The sequence below is a fragment of the Pedobacter sp. SL55 genome (genome assembly GCF_026625705.1).
Classification (GTDB): Bacteria; Bacteroidota; Bacteroidia; order Sphingobacteriales; family Sphingobacteriaceae; genus Pedobacter.
In genome coordinates this window covers 3748768-3773139 of record NZ_CP113059.1, presented here as the reverse complement: position 1 = coordinate 3773139, position 24372 = coordinate 3748768, and the positions used below count along the sequence as shown (strand labels likewise).

23 protein-coding genes are annotated in these 24372 nt (G+C 37.2%); 17 read left to right on the top strand and 6 right to left on the bottom strand.

Translation table 11 applies throughout. The features are described from left to right. Nucleotides 1–3: 3 nt before the first annotated feature. A complete protein-coding gene (locus OVA16_RS16885) occupies nucleotides 4–1050 on the bottom strand; it encodes an aldose epimerase family protein (RefSeq protein ID WP_267761848.1) in 1047 nt (348 codons plus the stop codon). Between the two features lie 65 nt (nucleotides 1051–1115). On the opposite strand from OVA16_RS16885, the gene OVA16_RS16880 reads away from it, so the two are divergent. From OVA16_RS16880 to hemF, 5 genes are all read left to right on the top strand, one after another. Then, on the top strand, nucleotides 1116–2273 hold the full coding sequence (locus OVA16_RS16880) for a galactokinase (RefSeq protein WP_267761845.1): 1158 nt from the start codon (nucleotides 1116–1118) through the stop codon (nucleotides 2271–2273). Nucleotides 2274–2356: 83 nt separating this feature from the next. After that, nucleotides 2357–2887: an RNA methyltransferase gene (locus tag OVA16_RS16875; protein ID WP_267761843.1), complete on the top strand. Its 531-nt coding sequence runs from the start codon at nucleotides 2357–2359 to the stop codon at nucleotides 2885–2887. 67 nt (nucleotides 2888–2954) lie between these two features. After that, nucleotides 2955–3617 carry a YdeI/OmpD-associated family protein gene (locus OVA16_RS16870; protein ID WP_267761841.1) on the top strand — a complete coding sequence of 221 codons (663 nt, stop codon included), beginning with the start codon at nucleotides 2955–2957 and terminating at the stop codon, nucleotides 3615–3617. A gap of 57 nt (nucleotides 3618–3674) precedes the next feature. Further along, the gene (locus tag OVA16_RS16865) at nucleotides 3675–4292 is read left to right on the top strand and encodes an autotransporter outer membrane beta-barrel domain-containing protein (RefSeq protein ID WP_267761839.1); all 618 of its coding nucleotides are present in this window, start codon (nucleotides 3675–3677) and stop codon (nucleotides 4290–4292) included. Between the two features lie 131 nt (nucleotides 4293–4423). Further along, on the top strand, nucleotides 4424–5320 hold the full coding sequence (gene hemF / locus OVA16_RS16860; RefSeq protein WP_267765420.1) for an oxygen-dependent coproporphyrinogen oxidase: 897 nt from the start codon (nucleotides 4424–4426) through the stop codon (nucleotides 5318–5320). Nucleotides 5321–5367: 47 nt separating this feature from the next. On the opposite strand, the gene OVA16_RS16855 is transcribed toward hemF, so the two are convergent. Then, nucleotides 5368–6762, bottom strand: coding sequence for a sigma-54-dependent transcriptional regulator (locus OVA16_RS16855; RefSeq protein WP_267761837.1), 1395 nt, complete (start codon nucleotides 6760–6762; stop codon nucleotides 5368–5370). A 188-nt stretch (nucleotides 6763–6950) separates the two neighbouring features. Between OVA16_RS16855 and OVA16_RS16850 the strand changes: the two genes are divergently transcribed. After that, nucleotides 6951–7157: a hypothetical protein gene (locus OVA16_RS16850; protein ID WP_138727828.1), complete on the top strand. Its 207-nt coding sequence runs from the start codon at nucleotides 6951–6953 to the stop codon at nucleotides 7155–7157. Nucleotides 7158–7159: 2 nt separating this feature from the next. Then, nucleotides 7160–7636 carry a hypothetical protein gene (locus tag OVA16_RS16845; protein WP_267761834.1) on the top strand — a complete coding sequence of 159 codons (477 nt, stop codon included), beginning with the start codon at nucleotides 7160–7162 and terminating at the stop codon, nucleotides 7634–7636. 49 nt (nucleotides 7637–7685) lie between these two features. Here OVA16_RS16845 and OVA16_RS16840 read toward each other — a convergent pair whose 3' ends face one another. Next, complete coding sequence (locus OVA16_RS16840; RefSeq protein WP_267761831.1) at nucleotides 7686–8162, bottom strand: hypothetical protein; 477 nt, start codon at nucleotides 8160–8162, stop codon at nucleotides 7686–7688. A gap of 465 nt (nucleotides 8163–8627) precedes the next feature. On the opposite strand from OVA16_RS16840, the gene rpsO reads away from it, so the two are divergent. Both rpsO and pnp read left to right on the top strand, forming a co-directional pair. Then, nucleotides 8628–8912 (top strand): 30S ribosomal protein S15, encoded by a 285-nt coding sequence (gene rpsO, locus OVA16_RS16835; protein WP_138727826.1) that lies wholly within the window; start codon nucleotides 8628–8630, stop codon nucleotides 8910–8912. Between the two features lie 111 nt (nucleotides 8913–9023). After that, the gene (pnp, locus tag OVA16_RS16830) at nucleotides 9024–11159 is read left to right on the top strand and encodes a polyribonucleotide nucleotidyltransferase (protein ID WP_267761824.1); all 2136 of its coding nucleotides are present in this window, start codon (nucleotides 9024–9026) and stop codon (nucleotides 11157–11159) included. Between the two features lie 96 nt (nucleotides 11160–11255). On the opposite strand, the gene OVA16_RS16825 is transcribed toward pnp, so the two are convergent. The 3 genes from OVA16_RS16825 to OVA16_RS16815 all read right to left on the bottom strand — a co-directional run bounded on the left by OVA16_RS16825 (nucleotide 11256) and on the right by OVA16_RS16815 (nucleotide 14875). Then, on the bottom strand, nucleotides 11256–11957 hold the full coding sequence (locus OVA16_RS16825; RefSeq protein WP_267765418.1) for a tyrosine-protein phosphatase: 702 nt from the start codon (nucleotides 11955–11957) through the stop codon (nucleotides 11256–11258). Between the two features lie 103 nt (nucleotides 11958–12060). Next, entirely contained in the window at nucleotides 12061–13356 is a 1296-nt protein-coding gene (locus tag OVA16_RS16820) for a nucleotide sugar dehydrogenase (protein ID WP_267761821.1), read from the bottom strand. Between the two features lie 19 nt (nucleotides 13357–13375). Next, nucleotides 13376–14875, bottom strand: coding sequence for a PAS domain-containing protein (locus OVA16_RS16815; protein ID WP_267761817.1), 1500 nt, complete (start codon nucleotides 14873–14875; stop codon nucleotides 13376–13378). A gap of 502 nt (nucleotides 14876–15377) precedes the next feature. Between OVA16_RS16815 and OVA16_RS16810 the strand changes: the two genes are divergently transcribed. From OVA16_RS16810 to OVA16_RS16775, 8 genes are read left to right on the top strand one after another with little or no spacing between them, the layout of a single operon-like run. After that, the gene (locus tag OVA16_RS16810) at nucleotides 15378–16220 is read left to right on the top strand and encodes a polysaccharide biosynthesis/export family protein (protein ID WP_267761814.1); all 843 of its coding nucleotides are present in this window, start codon (nucleotides 15378–15380) and stop codon (nucleotides 16218–16220) included. Nucleotide 16221: 1 nt separating this feature from the next. Further along, nucleotides 16222–18627 (top strand): GumC family protein, encoded by a 2406-nt coding sequence (locus OVA16_RS16805; RefSeq protein ID WP_267761811.1) that lies wholly within the window; start codon nucleotides 16222–16224, stop codon nucleotides 18625–18627. 5 nt (nucleotides 18628–18632) lie between these two features. Continuing rightward, on the top strand, nucleotides 18633–20423 hold the full coding sequence (locus OVA16_RS16800; RefSeq protein ID WP_267761808.1) for an ABC transporter ATP-binding protein: 1791 nt from the start codon (nucleotides 18633–18635) through the stop codon (nucleotides 20421–20423). Nucleotides 20424–20435: 12 nt separating this feature from the next. Further along, nucleotides 20436–20831, top strand: coding sequence for a sugar 3,4-ketoisomerase (locus OVA16_RS16795; RefSeq protein ID WP_267761806.1), 396 nt, complete (start codon nucleotides 20436–20438; stop codon nucleotides 20829–20831). Further along, a complete protein-coding gene (locus OVA16_RS16790; protein WP_267761804.1) occupies nucleotides 20828–21244 on the top strand; it encodes a sugar 3,4-ketoisomerase in 417 nt (138 codons plus the stop codon). The genes OVA16_RS16795 and OVA16_RS16790 overlap by 4 nt, the downstream gene beginning before the upstream one ends. Then, complete coding sequence (locus OVA16_RS16785) at nucleotides 21241–21792, top strand: acyltransferase (protein WP_267761802.1); 552 nt, start codon at nucleotides 21241–21243, stop codon at nucleotides 21790–21792. The genes OVA16_RS16790 and OVA16_RS16785 overlap by 4 nt, the downstream gene beginning before the upstream one ends. Next, a complete protein-coding gene (locus OVA16_RS16780) occupies nucleotides 21756–22898 on the top strand; it encodes a DegT/DnrJ/EryC1/StrS family aminotransferase (RefSeq protein ID WP_267761799.1) in 1143 nt (380 codons plus the stop codon). Before OVA16_RS16785 ends, OVA16_RS16780 begins: the two co-directional genes overlap by 37 nt. Further along, nucleotides 22888–24372: an O-antigen translocase gene (locus OVA16_RS16775; protein WP_267761796.1), complete on the top strand. Its 1485-nt coding sequence runs from the start codon at nucleotides 22888–22890 to the stop codon at nucleotides 24370–24372. Before OVA16_RS16780 ends, OVA16_RS16775 begins: the two co-directional genes overlap by 11 nt.

Genomic DNA, 24372 nt, shown 5'->3' with positions numbered 1-24372 from the left:
AAATTATTTAACCTCTACTTTATATATCGTAGTTTGATGATAAATTTCTTCGGGCTCTAAAACTGTTGTAGGAAATTCTTCGATGTTGATCGAATTTGGCGCATGTTGTGTTTCTACACAAAAAGCACTAAACTCTCCATAATTTTTGCCGTTTTTTCCACCTTTAACATTCAGGTGCTTTGCGGTGTACAAATGTGCCACTGGTTCGGTAGTGTAAACCGTTAGGGTCAAGCCACTTTCACGATCTGAAGTTTTGCTAGCTAAGGTTAAATCTCCATAAGTTTTGTCTAAAACATAGGTCTGGTCGTAACCATTTTCTTCGTCCCAACCTTCGGCAAAAGTTTTACCCTTTCTAAAATCATGATGCGAACCATCTACAGGAATTAATTTTCCAGTAACTACAAAATTGTCGTCTTGTTCTAGCCAATTCGAGGCATTCATCTGGTGGTGGTGCGCACCAATATGGCCACCATTTGCCGACAAATTGAAATAGCTGTGGTGGGTGAGGTTTATAGGTGTAGCTTCATCAGTATCTGCTTGGTAGGTCAAAATTAATTCGTTGGTTTCGGTAAGTGTAAACCGTAGCTGCACTGCCAAATCTCCTGGAAATCCTTCTTCGCCATCCTCACTATAGTAATGGAAAGTAACCGACGGATTTGGTTCTTGCGTTAGCTCAATAATGTCCCAAACTTTCTTGTCGAAGCCTGTGTTGCCACCATGCAAACAATCGTTTCCATTGTTTTGCGGTACTTGGTAGGTAATTCCATCAACTTCAAACTCGCCATTTTTAATTCTGTTGGCATACCTGCCCACAACGGCACCAAAATAAGGGTAATTTGCTAGGTAATCTTCACTGATATAGCCCTCAAAATCATCAAAACCTAAAACAATATCTTGGGCTTCGCCCTTGGCATTTTTAACTATAAATTTATTGATGATGGTGCCGTAATTGAACAGCTTTACGTAAGTGCCTTTATTGTTGCTAAGTTCTACAGCAATTACTTCTTTTTCATCTACTAATATGCCTGTATTTATTTGGTTTGCTTTCATTATTCTTATCTTAGGCCTTCTTTTTAAGGAATACAATAATAATTAAATATCATCATTTAAGCTACATGAAAGACCAAATCAACGAACTATTTCAACAAAAATATGGTAAGCCACACGAGGCCAGTTATTTTGCACCCGGCCGTGTAAATTTAATTGGCGAGCATATTGATTATAACGGAGGTTTGGTAATGCCTTGTGCTATTACTGCTGGTACTTGGTTGTTTTTAGCACCTAATAATGATGCGGTAATTAGATTGGCGAGCGCAAATTTTGAGGCTTATACCGAAATGCCCTTGCAAAAAAGTTATTCAAAAGTTGGTTCCGAATGGTATAATTATCCGTTAGGTGTAATTAACGAGCTACAAAATGAAGATTGGCAGTGCAGCGGATTAGATTTGCTTTTCTACGGAAACATTCCAATTGGCGCTGGCTTGTCATCGTCTGCATCTATTGAGGTGTTAACGGCCTATGCACTAAACGATTTTTTTAAGCTAGGTATAGATTTATTGTCTATGGTTAAACTTTCAAAAAAAGTGGAAAACGATTTTATCGGCTTAAATTCTGGTATCATGGATCAGTTTGCCGTGGCTTTTGGAGAACCTAATAAAGCGATTTTATTAAATTGCGATACACTGAAACATAAGCTGGTAGATTGTGATTTGGGCGATTATTCGCTAGCCATTATCAATACCAATAAACATAGAGAGCTAGCAGATTCTAAATACAATGAAAGGGTAGAAGAGTGCCAGCAAGCACTAGAAGAATTGCGTAAAGAAATAAACATCAATTATTTATGTGAGTTAAATGCAGAGAAATTTGCGCTCCATAGTTATCTCATTAAAAACGATACTGTGCTAAAAAGAGCCACACACGTAGTTAAAGAGAACGATAGGGTACAGGCGGCATCAAAAGCGCTAAACGAAGGCAACTTAACAGAGTTTGGTAGGTTAATGTACGCTTCGCATCAATCTTTAAAAGAATTATACGAAGTTAGTGGTAAAGAATTGGATACTATTGTAGATTTTTGTGCAGATTATGCTGATGTAATTGGTGCCCGTATGACGGGTGCTGGTTTTGGTGGTTGTGCCATCGCTTTGCTTAAAAAAGGTAGCGAGGTAGATTTTGCCAAGCAACTTTCGGCAGTATATTTCAATGAAATTGGATACCATGCCACCATTTATGTAGAAGATATTGGCGGCGGGCCAAAAGGGTTTGATGATTAGCTGATGTGATGATTAGCTAATTAGATGATGATTTAGATAGCTTAACAACAAACTATTGAGCTATTGAACGAATAAACAAACGGATGAAAAAACTAAAATTAGACGAGCTTAACAGAGTTGATATAGAGGGGTTTAAAGCACAGGAGAAATTGCCAGTGGTTATTATGCTCGATAATGTGAGAAGTATGCATAATGTAGGTTCTGTTTTTAGAACTGCAGATGGGTTTTCTGTTGAAAAAGTGGTGCTATGCGGCATCACGGCGCAGCCTCCGCATCGTGAGATTGAGAAAACTGCATTAGGCGCAACCCAATCTGTAGCCTGGGAACATATAGACGATACATTAGTTGCGATAAATAAGTATAGGCAATTGGGCTATCAAATTATTGCCATAGAGCAGGCCCAAAACAGTGTAATGCTGAACAAAAATAAGCCTACATTAAGCGAAAAGTATGTATTGATATTTGGTAACGAAGTAAATGGCGTAAGCGACGAAGCGATGCAGCAAATAGATAAATGTATCGAAATTCCACAATTTGGTACCAAGCATTCTTTCAATATTGTGATATCTGCAGGTATTGTGCTTTGGGATTTTTTCGCTAAAATGAAATTATAAACTACGCCACAGATACGCATATCAAGATTGATAAGATAGCTTTGCAGCCCTATCATAAAATGAAGAAATGGAAAATAAATTGCTGAAAAAGCTGCAAATTAAGTCTGGTTTTAAGGTAAGCGTAATAAATGCTCCAGAAAAAGCAGCCGTTATTTTTGGCGATATTCCTAATGCAGTTGAGCTTACTTACCAAATGCAGCCCAATTACGATGCTTATTTGGTTTTTGCCATTACCAAAGCAAATTTGTTTGAGGCTTTAGATCTCATTAAGCCATTTATAAAGGATAAAACCGTTGCTTGGATTTTCTATCCAAAAGCTAAAACTTCGCTGGCTGCAGATTTGAATTTAATGCAGTCGTGGGATGATTTAGTTCGGTACCAACTTGCACCATCTGGTGCTGCGGCAATTAACGAAATATGGACGGGCATCCGTGTCAAATTAGCCTCAAGCCAGAAAAAATCGGGTGTAGGAAATGCGGAAATTAGAAATAACGAATACGGTAAATACATTGACGTGGCTAACAAAGTAGTGATACTTCCAGATGATCTGAAAACAGCGTTAACTGTGCATCCTACTGCTTTGGCTTACTATGAGCAGCTTGCCTATTCGCACAGAAAAGAATACATTTTGTGGATTATTAGCGCAAAACAAGAAAAAACCAGAATAGATAGGATGACGAAGATGATAGAGAAGTTGTTGGCTAAGAGAAAAAATCCTTCAGAAAAGTAATACAATTTGTGGAGCAAACAAAAGTGTATTACTCCTGTTAGTTAAGAAAAATATTTTATGCGCATATTTACCATTGTTTTGGCGGTTACCACGTTACTCCCTATAGTTTTAAAAGCACAAACTCGTACGGATAAATTGTATACGATTAGTGGCATTGGCACTTCGGTTCCCGTTGGAAAAACTGCGGATGTTTTTGGGCGAAAGATATCTACCACACTAGGCCTAAATTATGGTTTGAGCAATGGTGGTTTGTTTCTTTATCCGAAAGTAAGTTTGCATGCGCTTTCTTATCGAGCTAAAACTCCCGATGCCGGATTTGCTTATACCGCACAGGTGGGAAGAGCAACCACTTATTTACTAAATGTAGGTTTGGGTTACCGTAAAATGGTTGGTAAATTCGCATTTTATGGGTTTGCTGGCGCAGGTGGCGGCTACATTTTAACGCCTAGAGTTAGGGTAGATAATGCGGCTTTACAAGTAGAAATGAGTAATCAAAGTCATTTTATGCCCATTGCAGAAGGTGGCGCAGGTGTTGAATTTAGCTTAGGTGGATTGGCGATATTTACAGAAGCTAGTTACATGAACGGTTTTGAGCAAATACAGGCCAGAAATTTTACTACAGTACCGCTAACCATCGGCATTAAGCCCAACCTAAGTAAGTTGTTTAACAAGTAACATTACCTAAATTCGGGAATAGCTTTTAAACACAGGATTTAAACTCCCCAAGTGTCAATCTAATGTACTATCTAACATTCGTTTTCGCTTAGCGTAGTATTAAACTTAAATTTGAAGTTACAATGGAGGAAATCATGTTTAAGGATAAAGTTGCTGAGGCGTATAAGCAGATACAGGATCGTATTTGCAATGGCTTGGAGTTTGCAGATGGAAAAGCTGTTTTTGAAGAGGAGTTATGGGAACGTGAAGGTGGTGGAGGTGGAAGAACAAGAGTGCTACAGCATGGTAATGTAATAGAAAAAGGCGGCGTAAATTTTTCTGCGGTGTATGGTAAGCTACCAGAAGCCGTAAAAAAATCTTTTAAAGTAGAGAACGATGAGTTTTTCGCAACTGGCGTATCTATCGTTTTACACCCAGAAAATCCGTTTGTGCCAATTATCCACATGAATATCCGTTATTTCGAGATGGATGAACAAACCCGTTGGTTTGGTGGCGGTATAGATTTAACACCACATTATGTAATTCCAACTGATGTTAGGTTTTTTCATTATCATTTAAAGCAGGCTTGCGATGAGTTTAAAGCAGAGTTTTATCCTCGTTTTAAAGCTTTGGCTGATGATTATTTTTTCATCAAACACCGTAACGAAACTAGGGGAGTGGGTGGTATTTTCTACGACCGCTTAAAACCTGAAAACACAGCATTAAGTTACGAGCAAATATTAGATTTTTCACTAGCGGTAGGTAATACCTTTTTACCTGTTTACACCGAATTGATTGACAGAAATAAAGATAAGGAATATACCGATTTGCATAAGGAATGGCAATATTTACGCAGAAGTAGATATGCCGAATTCAATTTAGTTTACGACTCGGGTACAAAGTTCGGCTTAGAAACTAACGGACGTATTGAAAGTATTTTGATGAGCCTACCGCCAACCACCAAATGGAACTACAATGCGCAGGCTAAGCCGGGCACCGAAGAAGAAATTACCACCAATTTTTTGAAAAAAGGCATAGATTGGGTTTAAGGAAATATTTAGTAAACAAAAAAGGAGCTTACTCAGCTCCTTTTTTGTTATTCAGCTCTTTTTAAACCAAATTTTTCAATTTTACTGTACAAATGACTTCGTTGAATATCGATATCGTCTGCAGTTTTAGAAACGTTCCAGTTGTTCTTTTCTAGCTTAAACTTGATATATTCTTTTTCTGCAAAATCTTTGTACTCTTGGAAATTGCTAAAACCATCATAATTGAAACTGCCGCCACCTTGGCTGTTGTTGCCTTGAGTAACTGCGCCAACGTTGGTTCCTCCACCCGGATTTGCAAAAGCTACCACGTCTTGCTCGGTAATGGTTTTATCGCTCAATATAATTAAACGCTCAATCATGTTGCGTAATTCACGAACGTTACCAGTCCAAGGCAATCTTTTCAAAGCCTCCATTGCACCATCGGTAATTTTCTTTGCAGGCATTCCGTATTCGCCACAAATTTCTTCTAAAAAGCTTTGTGCAATTACTGGGATATCATCCGTACGTTCGGTTAAATGCGGCACATGAATGTTGATCACGTTTAAACGGTGGTACAAGTCCATCCTAAAGTTTCCTTCTTCAATTTCTTTCAAAAGATCTTTATTGGTTGCCGCTACAATTCTAACGTTTACATCAATTTCTTTTTCGCCACCAACACGGGTAATTTTATGCTCTTGTAAGGCACGTAACACTTTTGCTTGTGCCGACATGCTCATATCGCCAATTTCATCTAAGAACAAAGTGCCACCATTAGCTAACTCGAATTTACCAATACGTTGTTTTACAGCCGAAGTAAATGAACCTTTTTCGTGGCCAAATAATTCGCTTTCTATCAGTTCTGATGGAATGGCAGCACAATTTACTTCTATCAGTTGGTTATCTGCACGGTTAGATTTTTCGTGCAACCAACGAGCTACCAGCTCTTTACCGCTACCGTTTGCCCCCGTAATTAAAACTCTTGCTTCGGTAGGGGCCACTCTATCAATGGTTTCCTTAATTTTTCCAATGGTTTCAGAATTACCTAAGATGTCACGAGTTTTTGAGACTTTTCGTTTTAATACCTTGGTTTCGGTAACTAACGAGCCACGGTCTAAACCGTTACGTACGGTAATTAATAGGCGGTTTAAATCAGGTGGTTTAGAGATAAAGTCAAATGCACCTTTTTTACTGGCTTCAACAGCTGTTTCTACGGTGCCATGACCAGAAATCATGATAAATGGAAGGTCTGGCTTAATGCCAAGTGCCGTTTCCAACACTTCCATGCCATCCATCTTATTCATTTTAATGTCGCAAAGAACCAAATTGTAATCATTCTTTTTGATCATTTCCAGTCCGTCGATGCCGTTATCTACATCATCAACTTCATAGTTTTCGTATTCAAGTATTTCTCTAAGCGTACTTCGTATCGCTCTTTCATCATCAATGATTAGCAGTTTTGCCATTTCGTAGGTATTAAGCTATTTACAATGCGAATATATTGTTTTTTCTGAAATGTATAGTTTTTTGTACAATCCGTTTTTATAACGATGATAGTGGAAAGTTGTTTGAATTTTTTAGCCAAAGTGCCTGTCCCGAATATTGGGAGTGCACAACTGTTTTTAATTCACTTAATATTTTGTATTTTTGATTGATGGGCAGATTAAAAATATACGATACCGATATACCCCGTGAAAGCATAATAGCAGAACGGGAAGCTGTATATTTGAACAAATCTGCGGAGCAAAAAATCCATGCCTTATTGCAGCTTAATTATGTTGCTGTACAATTAAATGGAGGCAAGCCTTTGAAACAGCCTCAGGGTAGGGGCATTATTATTCGTAAAGCAAATCATATTTAGTCATGTCTTTCGATAAGGAAAGTGCTGAAATGTTGCAGCTACTGAGTGTTTTCCAAAAGCACAAAGTGGACTATTTAATTGTTGGTGGTTTTGCAGTTAACAGATATGGTTACAATAGAGCTACAGGTGATTTAGATATTTACCTCAGAGATACTAAAGAAAACCGTAAAAATTTAATTGAAGCCATTGATGAAATGGGGTATGGCAGATATGAAGTATTAATAGATACGCCAATTATTGCAGGTTATTGTGAGATTATGATGGACGATGGTATGTATGCAGATTTAATGACCGATATACCAGGATTGGAGAATATAAAATTTAACGAGTATCTAGCTATGGCAACTGTTGATGTGGTTCAAGGATTTGAAATTAAGTTTTTACATTACAATCATCTATTGGAAAATAAAAAAGCAACAAACAGGATAAAGGATAGGTTGGATGTAGAAGAGTTGGAACGGATAAATAGAAGGGACTAAGTTTTGCTTGTCTTTAATTGAGTGTCAACTTTATTTTCTTTTTTGCAAGTTAAGACCCCAGAGTTTCTTTGTAAATTTGAGCTTTAAAATTATCTTCAAACATTACGTGAAAAATTTTTCCGTACATATCATAAACAACATACCTATCTGGTAAAACTGACAATAAATTATACCAGATAGTGCTTGCTGAATAATGTATTTCGTATTCGAAATACGTTGAGATAGTATATTTAAATTCTTCGAATAGATGCTGCGTTGGGTTTTTGTAAATTAAATTTTCAATGTTGAAATGAATTAAGTCTAAATTTTCAATAAATACATTTTGTAAATCTTTTCGTTTTATTACGTCTTCAGTAAGAGATTTAACAAGTGGGTTGTGGAAATAGCCATCCGCTAATTTGCTATGAATTTTCCTAGTTAAAGGATTTGTTTCTTTAGAATTTGATTTGTAAATATCGGTCTTATGGAAGCAAATTTTTCTGACAAATGTTTCTCTGAAAGCTTCTGTGATGTCGTGTAATTCCATTTGTTTTAATGTAGATTTCTCAAATATAGATTATTTGAGAGTAACTTTCGTAAGTTTTTAAAACTTACGATTTAGTGCTGTAAGAAATTTTATTTTAAGGCTTTTGTTAAACAAACCTGATAGCAGTGGAAATACTTTTGATGCATCACAGTTTTAGACTTCGTAAGTTTTCAAACGGCGAAGCCATCAATTTTACCATTGAAAAACAATGACCAACAAAATTAAACTTACGAAGTCTGTTCAAGCTACTGCCTTTCGCAAAAGATTGAAACGAATAGCAGGGCTACGGTACCCAAGAACCAATGCCTTTGGTTTTCCAAAAAGAACGATTAAACAATTCAGCGGTTCAAACAGTTAACCGATAAAAACAATTTGACAATTAATCAATTCAATCATTTTACTAATCAGAAAATTAGCGTATCTTTGCAGCCAATTAATTAATTTTAACTTTAATATTATTCAAGAATGTATTTAAGTACAGAAAAGAAAGCCGAAATTTTTAAACAACACGGCGAAGTTGCAACCAACACTGGTTCTGCAGAAGGTCAAGTAGCATTGTTTACTTACCGTATTGCTCACTTAACAGAGCACTTGAAAAAAAATCGTAAAGATTTTTCTACTCAGTTAGCGCTACAAAAATTAGTGGGTAAACGTCGTGGAATTTTAGCTTATCTTTACAAAAAAGATATTAACCGTTACCGTGCTATCATCAAAGCTTTATCGCTTAGAGATATCATCAAATCGGTGTAATGTTAATAAAAGCCATTCTTTTAGAGTGGCTTTTTTTGGTTTAATACAAGAAGAAATTATAAATAAACTCGGTCTGTTCGAAAGAGGAAAAGCAGATCACAACATTAGAATATGAATGTAATAAAAAAATCGTTCGATTTGGGCGATGGAAGAATTGTAGAAATTGAAACAGGTAAATTAGCGAAACAAGCTGATGGTTCTGTAGTAGTTAAAATGGGCGATACGATGTTGTTAGCAACGGTAGTATCAACTGTAGGTGCCAAACCAGGTACCGATTTTTTACCTTTATCGGTAGATTATCAAGAAAAATATGCGGCTACTGGTCGTATTCCAGGAGGTTTCTTACGTCGTGAGGCAAGATTATCAGATTACGAGGTTTTAATCTCTCGTTTGGTAGATAGAGCTTTGCGTCCGTTGTTCCCTTCAGATTATCACTCGGATACGCAAGTGATGATTTCGTTAATTTCTGCTGATAAAAATATCATGCCTGACTGTTTAGCTGGTTTAGCGGCATCGGCAGCATTGGCAGTTTCGGATATTCCTTTTAACGGGCCAATATCTGAAGTGCGTGTAGCAAAAATTGATGGTAATTTAGTAATTAACCCTTATGCTAGCGATTTAGAGCGTGCAACTTTAGAATTTATGGTTGCTGGTTCTGCTAACGATATCGTAATGGTAGAAGGCGAGTGCGACGAGATCCAAGAAGAAGAAATGGTTGAGGCATTGAAATTTGCTCACGAGGCAATTAAAGTTCAATGTGCTGTGCAGGTAGAATTAACCGAAGCAACAGGTAAAACCGTTAAACGTGAATATAACCACGAAGATCATGATGATGAGTTGAAAGCTAAAGTTTATGCTGATACTTATGATAAAGTTTATGCGATTGCAAAATCGGGTTCTACTAAAGATGAGCGTTCTGCTGCCTTTACAGCATTGATTACCGACTTTTTAGCGGCTATGCCAGAAGATACCGAGGATTTAACAAAAGCCTTAGCTAAACACTATTACCATGATGTACAGTATGATGCTGTACGTGCTTTATTGTTAGATGAAGGTATCCGTTTAGATGGTAGAGCGACTACACAAATTCGTCCAATCTGGAGCGAAGTAGGTTATTTGCCAGCTGCTCACGGTTCGGCGGTATTTACACGTGGCGAAACTCAATCTTTAACATCGGTTACTTTAGGTAGCAAAGATGATGAGCAAATGATTGATGGTGCTTTCTTTAATGGTTACAATAAATTCTTATTGCACTATAATTTCCCTGGTTTCTCTACTGGCGAGGTTAGGCCAAACAGAGGTGCTGGACGTAGAGAGATTGGTCACGGTGCTTTAGCGCAACGTTCGTTGAAAAAAGTATTGCCAGAAGGAGCTGAAAATCCTTACACTATCCGTATCGTATCTGATATTTTAGAATCTAACGGTTCTTCATCAATGGCTACAGTTTGTGCTGGTACGTTGGCATTAATGGATGCAGGTATTAAAATCAAAGCGCCAGTTTCTGGTATTGCAATGGGTTTAATTACTGATGAAAAAACTGGTAAATATCAAATTCTTTCGGATATTTTAGGTGATGAAGATCACTTGGGAGATATGGACTTTAAAGTAACTGGTACTGAAAAAGGTATTGTTGCTTGCCAGATGGACTTAAAAATTAATGGTTTGTCTTACGAAGTTTTAACTAAAGCTTTGTTGCAAGCTAAAGAAGGTCGTTTACACATCTTAAACGAGATGAAGAAAACGATTGCTGCGCCAGCTGAAGATTACAAACCACATGCTCCACGTATCGTTTCATTATCTATCGATAAAGAATTTATTGGAGCTGTAATTGGCCCAGGTGGTAAAATTATCCAAGAAATGCAACGCGAAACTGGCGCTTCAATCTCTATCGAAGAGGTGGGTAACAAAGGTATCGTAGAAATTTTTGCTGATAATAAAGCTGCAATTGATGCTGCGGTTGCACGTATTAACGCTATTGCCGCTAAGCCAGAAATTGGTGCCATTTACCAAGGTAAAGTAAAATCTATTATGCCATTTGGTGCATTTGTAGAGGTAATGCCGGGTAAAGATGGTTTATTGCACATTTCAGAAATTTCATGGGCTCGTTTAGAAACTATGGATGGTGTGTTGAAAGAAGGCGATAAAATTGAGGTTAAATTGTTGGATATAGACAAACAAGGTAAAATGAAACTTTCTCGTAAAGTTTTGTTGCCAAGACCAGAGAAGCCAGCTGCGCCACAAGCGTAACCCCTAAATCCCCTAAAGGGGACTTTGGAAATATAGAAACCCTTTCAGCATTTGCTGGAAGGGTTTTTTTGTTAATGAAAATTGATTTTTATTGAATTAAAGCTGATACGATAGAATAAGTTCTTTGTTTTTAAACGGATAATGACCTATAGCTTTATAAAGTGCACCACTTGTTACCATGTTTTTAATTTGCTCTAGGTGCTTTGTATGATGTAGGTCTGTTCCTGCAAAATCATACCAACCTTTTTTTAAGATATGCGTTGCAAATGCCTTAATTTCTTTGCCGTAATAGCCAGCTATAGAGAGTAGGTTCAGTTGAAAAAAAACGCCCCTTTCTTTCAATCTGGCAAATTTATCTACTTGGTTATAGTAGAACAAATATCTTTCTGGATGGGCTAAAATAACCTTTAAACCAGCAATTTGAAGATCGAAAATGATTTGTTCTAAATTTCGTACTTCGGTAGAGTAGGGTACTTCTACCAAAAGGTAACCATTAGCTAAAGGCACTAAATTTGGAGTGATTTTAAAAGCATCATCTACCATGTGCTCTGCAGCGGCGGTGATGTTTACATTCATCGAAGATATTTCTTCTGAATTTTTTAATAATTGTAAAGCCGTAGATATGGTTTGCGGTGTATTTGGATATAGCCCTTCGTAAATGTGGGGCGTACAAATGAAATGGTCTAAACCTAAATTGTTCAACGTTTTAATAAAATAAACTGCTTCCTGTACATCTTGTACACCGTCGTCTATTCCGGGTAAAATATGGTTGTGCATATCTAGCCCCAACCATGCCATGTTATCCACAATGTGTTTTTTGTGAAAAAAGGAGATCATTTTAAAAACTAATTACTGTTTAGCCATTATTTACAGTACATATCTACGGCATTTTATTGGTATTTTAAAGTCGGGCGTCAACTAAATTTCTGTCTAAACAAGCTTTGGTATCAAAAATAACTCCTTGTTCACTAACTATTTCATTAAAATTAAAACCAAGAAACTCGTTGTGTGCTACCGCTACAATTACGGCATCGTATACCAAATTTTGTTTTCTGGTACTCAATATTTTAATGCCGTATTCTTTTTCTACCTCTATAGGGTCTGCCAAAGGGTCGTAAACGTCTACCTCAAGACCAAACTGTTTTAATTCGTGGTAAATGTCTACAATGCGGGTGTTTCTTACATCAGGGCAATCTTCTTTAAAAGTGATACCCATAATTAATGCCTTTGCACCTTTTATTTTCAAGTCTTTTTGGATCATTAATTTTACCACTTTATCGGCTACAAAATTGCCCATATTGTCGTTCACTCTTCTGCCAGAGAGTATAACCTGAGGGTGGTAGCCTAATGCTTGTGCTTTGTGCGCCAAATAATACGGATCTACACCTATGCAGTGCCCACCAACTAGGCCTGGCTTGTACTTTAGAAAATTCCACTTTGTACCGGCAGCTTCAATCACATCATTGGTATCTATGCCCATTCTGTCGAAAATTAAGGCCAGCTCGTTAACGAACGAAATGTTCACATCTCTTTGAGCATTCTCAATAGCTTTAGAGGCTTCGGCAACTTTTATACTTGGAGCTTTGTGCGTACCAGCGGTAATGATAGAAGCATACAAATCGTCTACAAATTGTGCAATTTCTGGTGTAGAGCCCGAGGTTACTTTTTTTATTTTCGTTAGTGTATTTATTTTGTCGCCGGGGTTAATACGTTCTGGAGAGTAGCCACAATAAAAATCGGTGTTAAATTTTAGGCCCGATATTTTTTCTAGTACGGGCACACAATCTTCTTCGGTACAGCCCGGATATACAGTAGATTCGTAAATTACCACATCATCAGGCTTCAAAACGTTCCCCAACATTTTAGAGGCACTAAGCAAAGGACTAAGATCTGGGGCTTTAAATTCGTCTATTGGGGTAGGTACGGTAACAATAAAAACATTGTAATCTTTTAGCTCTTGTTGGTTACAAGAAAAAGATAAGCCTTTAGCACCTGTTTTTTTCGAAAGAATAACCTCGTTAAGTACCGCTAGGTTAGCTTCTTGGGTTCTATCTTTGCCTTGGGTAAGTTCATCTACACGTTCTTCATCAATATCAAAACCTAGTACGTTGTATTTTTGGGCGAATGCAATGGCTAGTGGAAGCCCAACATAACCAAGGCCTATAATGGCAATTTTAGGATTTTTGCTCGTTAACATATATTTATTTAGTGTTTCTTTAATCTTGTTTGTAAATCCACTTAGTGGCCAAGTGGTTTTTGTGGAACATGCTGATGATTTGATGTTTTTTTAATGTTTTTGCTATTTGGGAAGCACTAAGTAGCGCAAACTCGTTTTTCGAAACAATCCAGGCGTAATGCTTTAATCCAAATTTTACTAACAAAGGAAAACCGTAGTTAGCCATCCAATTTACAGCAGCCGTGTTTCCACCTATTACAGCTGTTTCATCGCTAATTATTTTTGAAAAGGAGTTGTTCTTTAGGATTTCTATAAGTCTGTAAAAGTTCTTCTTTCTACTATTTTCATCAAAATGTCCTATCCATTTTAGTTTGATACAGCGATTGCTAAAATCAAATTGTACCAGCATTTCGTTTATTGCGGGTAAATTTGCTTGAGGTGGTTTAGCAATTTTAAAAGATGAAAAACTATTGATTGGGATGGCGATGGTATGGGTGGTGCCTTTGGCAATGTTTGAACTGAGCCAAATACTTCCGTGATGTTTTTGGCAGAGTAGGGCTACTTTTTGTAACGGATGCCTTCTATTTGTTTTGCTGATAATTGCTCCATGTAACTGCGTAAGCTCTTCGGCTGAGATAATGTTTTCGACGTTGTTTATAGAAATATAGAAAATACCATCTTTTAAGAATGTACTTAATTGAATAGGTTGTTTATCAGAGGCTTTGGCGCAGGCATGTTGTAGCGTTAGTCTAATGCAGGTTGCTATGTTTTGCCTATCGGCGTATATTTTTCCAGATGTACATCTAAAATGAAATTGGTGTGCTGTTTTTTTTGCAAACTCGTCTTTAATTTCGTGCAATAATGATTTGATATCGAAAATCTCTAACTTAGGCAATAAGGCTTCGCTATTGTCTTTAACTAAAAAATCTCTATTGGTAATGATGTGCTCTAGGTCTTTGGCCGAACGATTAATGTATCCTACAAATTCCCGTAATTCCTCTTTGGTAATATCATCCCTTAGCATATCCGAAAGGCCTATCAAATTGGCCAATGATTTTCTGATTTCATGAGAGTTAAATACGGAAATCTCTCTGAACTGGCCAATTTTTAAAGCTAATTTTTTTCTAAGTGCAATTTTTTTGCCGATATCCTTAAAGTAAATCAAGATATGGTCTTCGGCAGGGTAGGCGTAGAACTGAAACCAACTTTGTGCTGCCCAGTAATATTCCCGAAACTGTAACTCACGCTTTTCGTAAGTGAGTTGGTGCCACATCTTATGGAATTTTACCAAGTCTATTTCTGGTATAGAACCAAAAATATTTTTGTTTAATATTTCTTCTGCTGTGTAACCGGTAAGCTTTTCTGCCGCAGGACTCCAATAACGTACCTTACCATCAAAATTTAATTTTAAAAAGCCAAATGAAAACGCATCGATGGCGTTTAGTATCGTATTCTCATTTGGTATCGAGGGAAGCGCATGATCTAACTCCTTACCGTAAACCCGTTGAGAGAGAAACATAGATTTGTAATGTAAGTTCACGTTATTTATTTAGATTGTTTGAGCTGTTGTAGCTAGTTAGCAGCTAATTTATTGATTTGAAATTGGGGTTAGGTTTTAGAACGTTCTACTGTTTTATAATGTAAATGAAATGGTGCTTACTGGTAGGTGTGCGTTTCATTTACAAATAGTGTCATTGCATATCTTAAAATGCCAATCTGCTTTACCAAAGCAATACATTTGGCTTATGCTCGACAAGTTTAAGTTCGGTGTATTAAGGCTTTGTTTGCAACCTTTATTTGCTACTATTAGTGTTAATACATTTTTATCTTTTTTTCTCTTTTTTCTTGGCTTTTTTTTGGTCGGGAAACAGAGTTCTATCCCTTTTAGCAGCCTATGTAAATATGGTAGAATTTGTAGCGATTGGTGCATTGGTGTTGTTATTAATTAAGCCTTGTATGCCGGTTTTAAGCTACGTTAACAGGATAATTTCCTAACGATAGTTAAATAATGCAACTGCTTTTATCTGTATTTTTTTCCTTTTATGATCTATAGAAATAAACTTAAATTTTCATACACCATTTTATGCCTTGTTGGTTTTTTAATGATGTCTTCTTGTATTTCTAATAAACGTATTGTTTACCTACAAAAAAACAAGAATGATAATGCGCTAAACGAGGATGTTTTAATTAAATACAACATTCCCGTATATCGTTTGCAGTATAATGATATTGTAGACGTACAGATTAAAACTTCTATACCAGAAATGAACGCTGTTTTTGGATTAAGAAACCCCGATGAAACTGTAAATATGAGCAACCAAGCAGGGGTAATGCAATCTGGTGGTGATGCTTATTATATGACCGGTTATACCCTTAACCAGCAGGGCGAAATTAAATTGCCGTTTATAGGTAAGCTGGCTATTGGTGGCCTAACGTTAGAAGAAACTGAATCTAAAATTACGGAAAGATTAGGCGCTTATTTTAAAAAGGCTACCGAAGAAACCTTATACGTAAAGGTAAAATTAGGAGGGATTAGGTTTAGTACTTTTGGCGAATTTAACAAGCCTGGCAGGTATGTGATACTGCAAGAAAGATTAACCATTTTTGAAGCCATTGCCAACTCTGGCGATATGACTTTACTGGCTAAAAGAAGCAAAGTGCTGTTGCTAAGACAATATCCAGAGGGTACAAAAATACACGTGCTTAACCTTAACGAGAGGGATATCATTAAATCTCCCTATTATTTTATACAGCCTAACGATCAGTTATATGCCGAGCCTATGAAGGTTAGACAATATGGCGCAGGTGCAAATACCGGGCAGACGATACAGATTTTAGTGACCATTTTAAGTGCCGCCGCATTAATCGTCGGGTTAACCAAGTAATATGAAGCCAGAGAATATACACACCATATCTAAACCCAAAGAGCGTGTTGACGAAAATAGTGACATTAGGAAGCTGTTTGTAGATGTAGTAAAAATTTGGCCATATATATTGGTTTTTGTTCTTGTAAACCTTTGCATAGCTTATATTTTGCTTAAAACGGCCAATCCAACTTATCAGGTTAAGGCTACGCTAGAAATTAAGCAAGATAAAAATGCAGAGTCGATAGATTTATTCCAAAATATTGGTATAAAAATGCCAAATAGTATAGATAATGAAATCGCTATTTTAAATTCTTTTACTTTAGCCCTTAATGCGGTTAAGCAGTTAGATTTTAATGTAGAGTATTTTCAAGAAAATTTTTGGAGGCATTACGAAGTTTACCATACACTGCCTTATACTATAGAGGTAGATTGGGAACACCGCCAAGTGTTGGGCGGAGAATTGGAAGTGCTTTTTACTGGAAACGATACATTTTCTTTAAGTATTGCCGATAAATCTTTAGCGCTTTACGATCCGAAAGCTAAAGATAGAAAGAGCGTACTAGACCTAGACAAATTAGGCATAGCTGGCTCATATCGCCTAAATCAATGGATTGTAGCTAAAAACTACAAGTTTAGAATAGTACGGAACGATATCGTTAATAAAGCAAAAGATTTTTCTTTTAGACTTAGATCTGACTTTGACCTTGCCGAGGCTTACAGCAAGAAGATGAAGGTAGAACTGCTTAAAAAAGAGTCTTCAATTTTATCGCTAGGCCTAGAAAGCCAAATGGTGGATAAAGACAAAGCATATATCAATAAGCTTATTCAGGTTTACCAAGAGCGAGAGTTAAAAGTTAAAAATCAGACCTCAATTAATACTGCCGCATTTATTAAAGAGCAGCTAAAGAACATTACCGATTCGATGGTCTTTTTTGAAGATAAATTGCAGTCGTATAGAACTAAAAGCGAGAGTTTTAACTTAAAAGAACAAGGTAATGTTGTTTATGCTCGTTTAGGCACTTTGCAAGACAATAGTGCAGCCATTAGTTTAAAAATAAAGTATTACCAAAGTACGCTTGCTTACCTAGAGCAAGATAAGGTAAGCCAGCTGGTTGTACCTTCATCTATCGGTATAGAAGAAAGTATTTTGGAAAGGCTTATTCCAGAACTGTTAGAAAACCAAAGTAAGCGAGAAAGGCTTAGACAGGTCTTATCGCCAGAAAACCAAGCTTTAAAAGATCTTGAGTTTAAGTATGCTAGTTTGTTGGCCTCAGTTCGCGAAAATTTAAAGCGCTCGTTAAATGCGGCCAATTTATCTTTAAAAGATGTAAACGCTAGAATAGCCGAATTAAGTGGCGAACTAGATCAGTTACCTCAGGTAGAGCGAAATTTGCTAAGTATCCAACGGCAGTTTACTATTAGCGAAAACATTTACACTTACTTACTGCAAAAACGTTCAGAAGCCGAGATAACCAGTGCAAGTAATGTGCCTTCTAGCCAAATTTTAGATTTATCTAGGCAAGTTGGTGGTGTGTTGTCGCCTATTTCTAGCAGAAATTATATTATAGCGTTTTGCTTAGGTATTTTAATTCCGGTACTAATTATTTTTGTACGCAATTCTTTTGATAATAAAATCTACGATGTTAAACTACTAGAAAAAAGGGTGTTGGCTCCCTTGGTAGGTATTGTCTTCAGAAACTTTGGTAAAGAGGGTAGTGCTATTGTACTTCAATCTCCAAGATCTTTTATTAGTGAGAATTTTAGGAGTATACGTGCCAGTACACAATTTTTGCACGAACAAGAAGATAGCCTGGTTATTTCTTTTACTAGTGGTAAAGCTGGTGAAGGGAAAACGTTTTGTTCTATCAACACCGCCTCTATTTACTCGTTAAGTGGTAAAAAAACCATTTTGGTAGGTATGGATTTACGGATGCCTAAACTTGCCGAAAATTTTAACTTGCCCAAAGACGTAGGAGTAAGTAATTATTTAATTGGCAATGGTGTTTTAGATGATTTAATCCAGCCATCGGGCTCGCAAAATTTAGATATTCTACTTTCTGGCCCACTACCTCCAAACCCTGCTGAGTTAATAGTGCGACCAACTTTTGTACAGATGATTAAGGAACTGAGAGAGAAGTATGACGTGGTTATTCTTGATTGTCCGCCTGCAGGTTTCGTATCAGAAACGATAGATATTTTTAAGGTAGCTGATATCAATTTTTACATTTTTAGACACCTTAACTCTGAGTGGAGCTCTATAGATTACTTAAACAGCCTAATTGAAAAAGGACTGATGAAGAAAGCTTACGTAATTTATAATGATATGGAGGTAGTTTTTAACAAGCAATATGGTTATGGCTATCATGCCGCAGTAGAGAAAAATCCTGTTTCTAAGAAAATGTCAAATTGGTTTTCTAAAAAGTAAGCATTATGCAAGAAACACTTAAAAAGCGAATTCATTATTTTAATTTCTTTAGGAGCTATCTTAAAGAGCGAGTGTTTTTTGTAGTGATACTTAATATTGTGGTAGGCTTATTAGATGGTTTGGGGCTAAGCATGTTTCTTCCCTTACTTTATATAGCTGCTGGCCAAAACTTGGCTCAAACTAAAGACGATAACACCATTGCGATAACCCAATGGATCGAAGATTTTGGATTTGCCTTAAATCTGCAAACAGTTTTGGTAATGCTACTTGTTTTCTTTGTATTAAAAGGCATTGCTTATTATTTTAAAGGTGCTTATCAGGTAGCTACGCAGCAATATTTCATAAAGCAAATTAGGTTAAACAGCATAAAATCCCTAAACGAAGTTAGCTATCATTATTTCGCTTCTTGCAACCAAGGTAAAATACAAAATATGCTAACTACAGAAATAGAACGGGTAGCTAGAGCTTGCCAGTCTTATTTTTTAGCTTTTCAGCAATTGATATTGGTGCTTGTATACATCGCTTTTGCATTTACGCTAAACTGGAAATTTGCTTGTATGGTTTGTGTTGGCGGTTTATTGGTAGATTTTATTTATGGAAGAGTATATAGAAAAACAAAGTCTATATCACGCCAATTAACTGATGGTAGCGGTAAATTTCAGGGTTTAATTGCTGATTATCTTTCATCTTACAAATATCTTAAAGCCACTGGAGTTGCGGCAAAGTACCGTAATAAGCTAGCGACACAGGTAGAAGATATAGAGCAGAAAAACACCAAAATTGGCGTGATGTCTGTTTTTTTAAGCGCCGCTAGAGAGCCTTTAAGCATCGTGGTTTTATGTGCCGTAATTATGGTACAGGCCATAGTTTTAAGAGAGCCACTAGCTGCCGTGCTGGTTAGCCTCCTTTTTTTCTACAGGGCGTTATCGTGTTTAATGCAATACCAAACCGCTTGGAGTTCATTTTTGGGAGTTGCTGGTGCTTTAGAAAGTACCGAGCAATTGATAAGCGTTTTAGAAACTAACAAAGAAGAAACGAAAGGCATTAGGTTTACCGGACTTCGGGATAGCTTAATTTTAGATAGGGTAGGCTATAAATACGGTAAACGTACCGTATTGCACGATATCTCTTTTACCATACAAAAAAACGAAACCATAGCTATAGTTGGCCCCAGCGGTAGCGGAAAATCTACGTTGGTAAGCCTAATTACAGGTTTGTTAAAGCCAAGTACAGGTAAAATAATGGCCGATGCTATGGGGCTACAAGATTGGGATTTAATAAGTTTTCAGACTAGAATTGGTTACATCACACAAGACACTGTGATCTTTAACGATACCATTTATAACAACGTTACCATTTGGGCAGAGCCAACTCCAGAGAATTTATTAAGGTTCGAAAGCGCTTGCAAATCTGCCGCTATTTGGGATTTTGTACAGGCCAAAGAAAACGGTATGCATGAAATTTTAGGTACAGACGGTATCAATTTAAGTGGTGGCCAAAAACAGCGTATTGCCATGGCTAGAGAGCTTTTTAAAAATGTTGATTTTTTGATAATGGATGAAGCTACCTCGTCAATGGACTCTTTTACCGAAAAGGAAATACAACAGAGCATACAGCAGCTTAAAGGCAAGGTTACGATGATCTGTATTGCCCATCGATTATCTACCGTAAAAAATGCCGATAAAATTATCTACTTACATGAAGGTGCTATAGCCCAAATGGGAACTTTTGAAACCCTGCTTAGTGGAAATAATGATTTCAAAAAGATGATAGAATTACAATCTGTTAACGCATAACAATAAAAGAAAGTGGTTAAAATAATTGAATTTCCAAAAATACTCGATCCAAGAGGAAATCTTACTTTTCTTCAGTACCAAGATCAGGTTCCCTTTAAAATTAAAAGAACGTTTTGGACTTATGATGTACCAGGTGGCGAGAGCCGAGGCGGTCATGCTTACCATCAGCAAGAAGAAGTTATTATTGCCTTGAGTGGAAGTTTTGATGTGGTAATTACCAATCCCGATGGTTCAACAAAAACTTACCAATTAAATAGATCTTATTACGGGCTTTACATACCGGCACTTACTTGGAGACACATGGAAAACTTCTCTACCAATTCTCTAAGTCTGCATTTATCTAGTATGAAATTCGACGAACAGGATTACGAACGCAATTTTGAAAAATTTAAAACGCAATTGGTATGAAATCTACCACAGTATATGATTGCAACTTAATCAGTTTGCCAAAAAATCACTACACCAAAGGCAATATTACCGCTATTAACGAAGGCGACGAAATACCTTTTTCTATAGAAAGGGTGTATTATTTATATGATGTGCCTGCTGGAGAATCGAGAGGTGGACACGGCCATAAAGAGCTGCAACAACTCATAGTGGCAGCAAGTGGCAGTTTTGATTTAATCGTAAACGATGGTCGCATTAAACGAACCATCCATCTGGCTCGCCCAAATATGGGCGTTTATATGCCTGCAGGAATTTGGAGAGAGATCGATAATTTTTCTAGTGGCTCTATTTGTTTAGTGCTGGCTTCTAAAACTTATGGCGAGGATGATTATTTCAGGGATTACAACGAATATTTAAAATATAAAGGTTTATGATGATACATCCCTTGGCCGATGTTAAAAGTATCCGAATAGGACAGGACACCAGAGTGTGGCAATATGCTATTGTGATGGAAGACGTTACCATCGGCGAAAATTGCAACATTAACTGCCATACGTTTATAGAAAATGGGGTAAGCTTAGGCAATAATGTAACCATTAAATCTGGAGTTTATTTGTGGACGGGAATAGCAATAGAAGATGATGTTTTTATTGGCCCAAACGTAACTTTTACTAACGATAAATACCCGAGGTCTAAGCAATATTCCGAAAAATACCAGCAAACTTACATCCATAAAAAGGCTTCAATTGGTGCTGCTGCAGTGGTATTGGGTGGTTTGGTTATTGGAGCGTACGCCATGGTTGCAGCTGGTGCATTGGTTACTAAAAATGTGCCAAGTAGGGCATTGGTTATAGGCTCTCCGGCAAAGGTGGTGGCTTGGCTTAATGAAGATGGCACCAAAATGATTGCACAAGGCAACATTTACCTCGACAATAAAAATAACTCTTGGAAAGTAGAAAACAACGAATTGATATTGATATGAACATCCCTGTTTTAGATTTTAAATTTCAGCACGATTTGCTCAAAGATGAAATGCTTAGTGCTTTTACCAGTGTTTACGAGAGCAACTGGTTTATTTTGGGTAAGCACTTAGCAAATTTTGAAACAGAGTATGCCACTTTTAACCAAGTAGCGCACACCGTAGGCGTTAGCAATGGCTTAGATGCCTTGTACCTTGCTTTAAAGGCACTAGAAATTGGTGTAGGAGACGAAGTTATCGTTCCTTCAAATACTTACATTGCTACAGTTTTAGCGGTTTCATATACGGGTGCAACGCCAATTTTGGTAGAACCAGATCCTAAAACCTACAACATCAATCCAGAAAATATAACCAAAGCAATAACGCCGCAAACCAAAGCCATTATGCCTGTGCATTTATATGGTCAGGCTTGTCAAATGGACGAGATAATGGCTATTGCAAAGGAACATCAATTGTATGTGATAGAAGATAATGCCCAGGCACATGGAGCCACATTTAACGGCAAAATTACAGGTAGCTTTGGTCATATCAATGGGGTAAGTTTTTATCCAGGTAAAAATTTGGGCGCACTTGGCGATGCTGGTGCAATTACAACCAACGATTTAGCCTTAGCCGAAAAAGTAAAGGCATTAAGAAACTACGGCTCTAAAGTAAAATACAATAACGAACTTATTGGGCATAACATGAGGTTGGATGAAATGCAGGCTGCTTTTCTGTCTGTAAAATTGAAACACTTAATGTCTTTTACGGCCCAGCGTGTGCAAATAGCCGAGTGGTATAACAAAGAGTTACAAGACCTAGGCGATTTGATACTGCCGTATGTTCATCCGCAGGCTAGTCATGCTTATCACTTATTTGTGGTGCGTACGCAATACAGAGATCAATTACAAAAATATTTGAATGATAACGGTATAGGTACCCTAATTCACTACCCAATACCGCCACATTTGCAACAAGCATATACTCATTTAGGTTACGCAAAAGGAGATTTTCCAATAGCAGAAGAATTGGCCGATACCAGTTTAAGTATTCCTATGTGGCCTGGCATGACACAGGCAGAAGTAAAAGCAATAGCGATGGCCATTAGAAGTTTCTTTAATGAAAAGTGAGGGTTACAAAAGCATTTTTAAAACCACTGCTATTTTTGGCGGTACACAGGTGTTTAAAATTTTGATCAACATTGTGAGGTCTAAATTTATCGCCGTGCTACTTGGGCCAGCAGGTATGGGTATCAATGCTTTGTTAACGGGTACTTTGGGTATGGTAGGTGCGCTAACCAATTTTGGTTTAGCTACCAGTGCCGTTAAAAATGTAGCGCAAGCACATGGCAGCGGTAGCGACGAAAAAGTTTCTCTGGTAGTTACTGTTTTTAGAAAATGGGTTTGGATTACGGGAATGCTGGGTTTCATTGTAGCTTTAATTCTTTCTCCTTGGCTAAGTCAGCTTACGTTTGGTAATAAAGATTACGCCTTAGGTTTTGCTTTATTGTCGGTTACTTTACTTTTTACACAAATTAGTGCAGGTCAGTCTGTGGTGCTTCGCGGTATGCGCAAAGTTAAATATATGGCCAAATCAGATATGGCTGGTGCTGTATTGGGGCTATTTGTTTCTATACCCCTGTACTATTTGTTTGCGAAAGACGGCATTGTGCCTGCCATTATTATTAGTGCTATCACTACCTTGTTACTAACTTGGTATTTTGCCAGTAAAGTGCCAGTTAAAAAGGCCGCAGTAAGCTGGCAAACCATTTGGTTAGAAGGTAAAGATATGTTAACCATGGGTTTTATGCTTAGCCTTAGCGGTTTAATCACTATGGGCACGGCTTATGTTTTGCGTCTTTTTATTACTAAAACTGGCTCTATTGAAGATGTAGGTTTTTACAACGCTGGCTTTGCCATCATCAACTCTTACGTGGGCTTAATTTTTACCGCTTTATCTGCAGATTATTACCCTCGCTTAGCCGCCGTAGCTCAAGATAAAGTAAAGGCCACAAAAGAAATTAACCAACAGGCAGAAACTGCGCTACTAATTATTGCGCCAATCATCTGCTTTTTTCTTGTATCTATAAAGTGGTTAGTGGTATTGCTTTACTCTCACAAATTTGCACCAATTAACCACATGGTGCTTTGGTTAGCCTTGGGAATGTTTTTTAAAGTTAGTTCTTGGGCGGTGGCTTTCTTAATACTGGCAAAAGGTGCTTCTAAGGTTTTCTTTTGGAACGAACTTGTTGCAAATGCTTATTTATTGGGTTTAAATATGGTAGGCTATTATTATTGGGGGCTTAACGGCTTAGGTGCCTCATTTTTAGTGGGCTATTTGCTTTATCTCATTCAGGTATTGGTGCTTACCCATAAACTATATCAGTTCTCGTTTAGCAAAGTTTTTATTAAAATTTTCTTTTATCAAGGTTTATTAGTGTTGCTATGCTTCTTGGTAGCAATTTATTTAAATGGTTGGCAGGCTTACACCGCAGGTACAATACTCTTGTTAGGTGCTGTTACTTACGCATTTGTAGAGGTAGATAAAAGGATAGGTTTAAAACGGTTTTTTGAAAAAATTAAAGGTAAATCAAAGGCATCATAG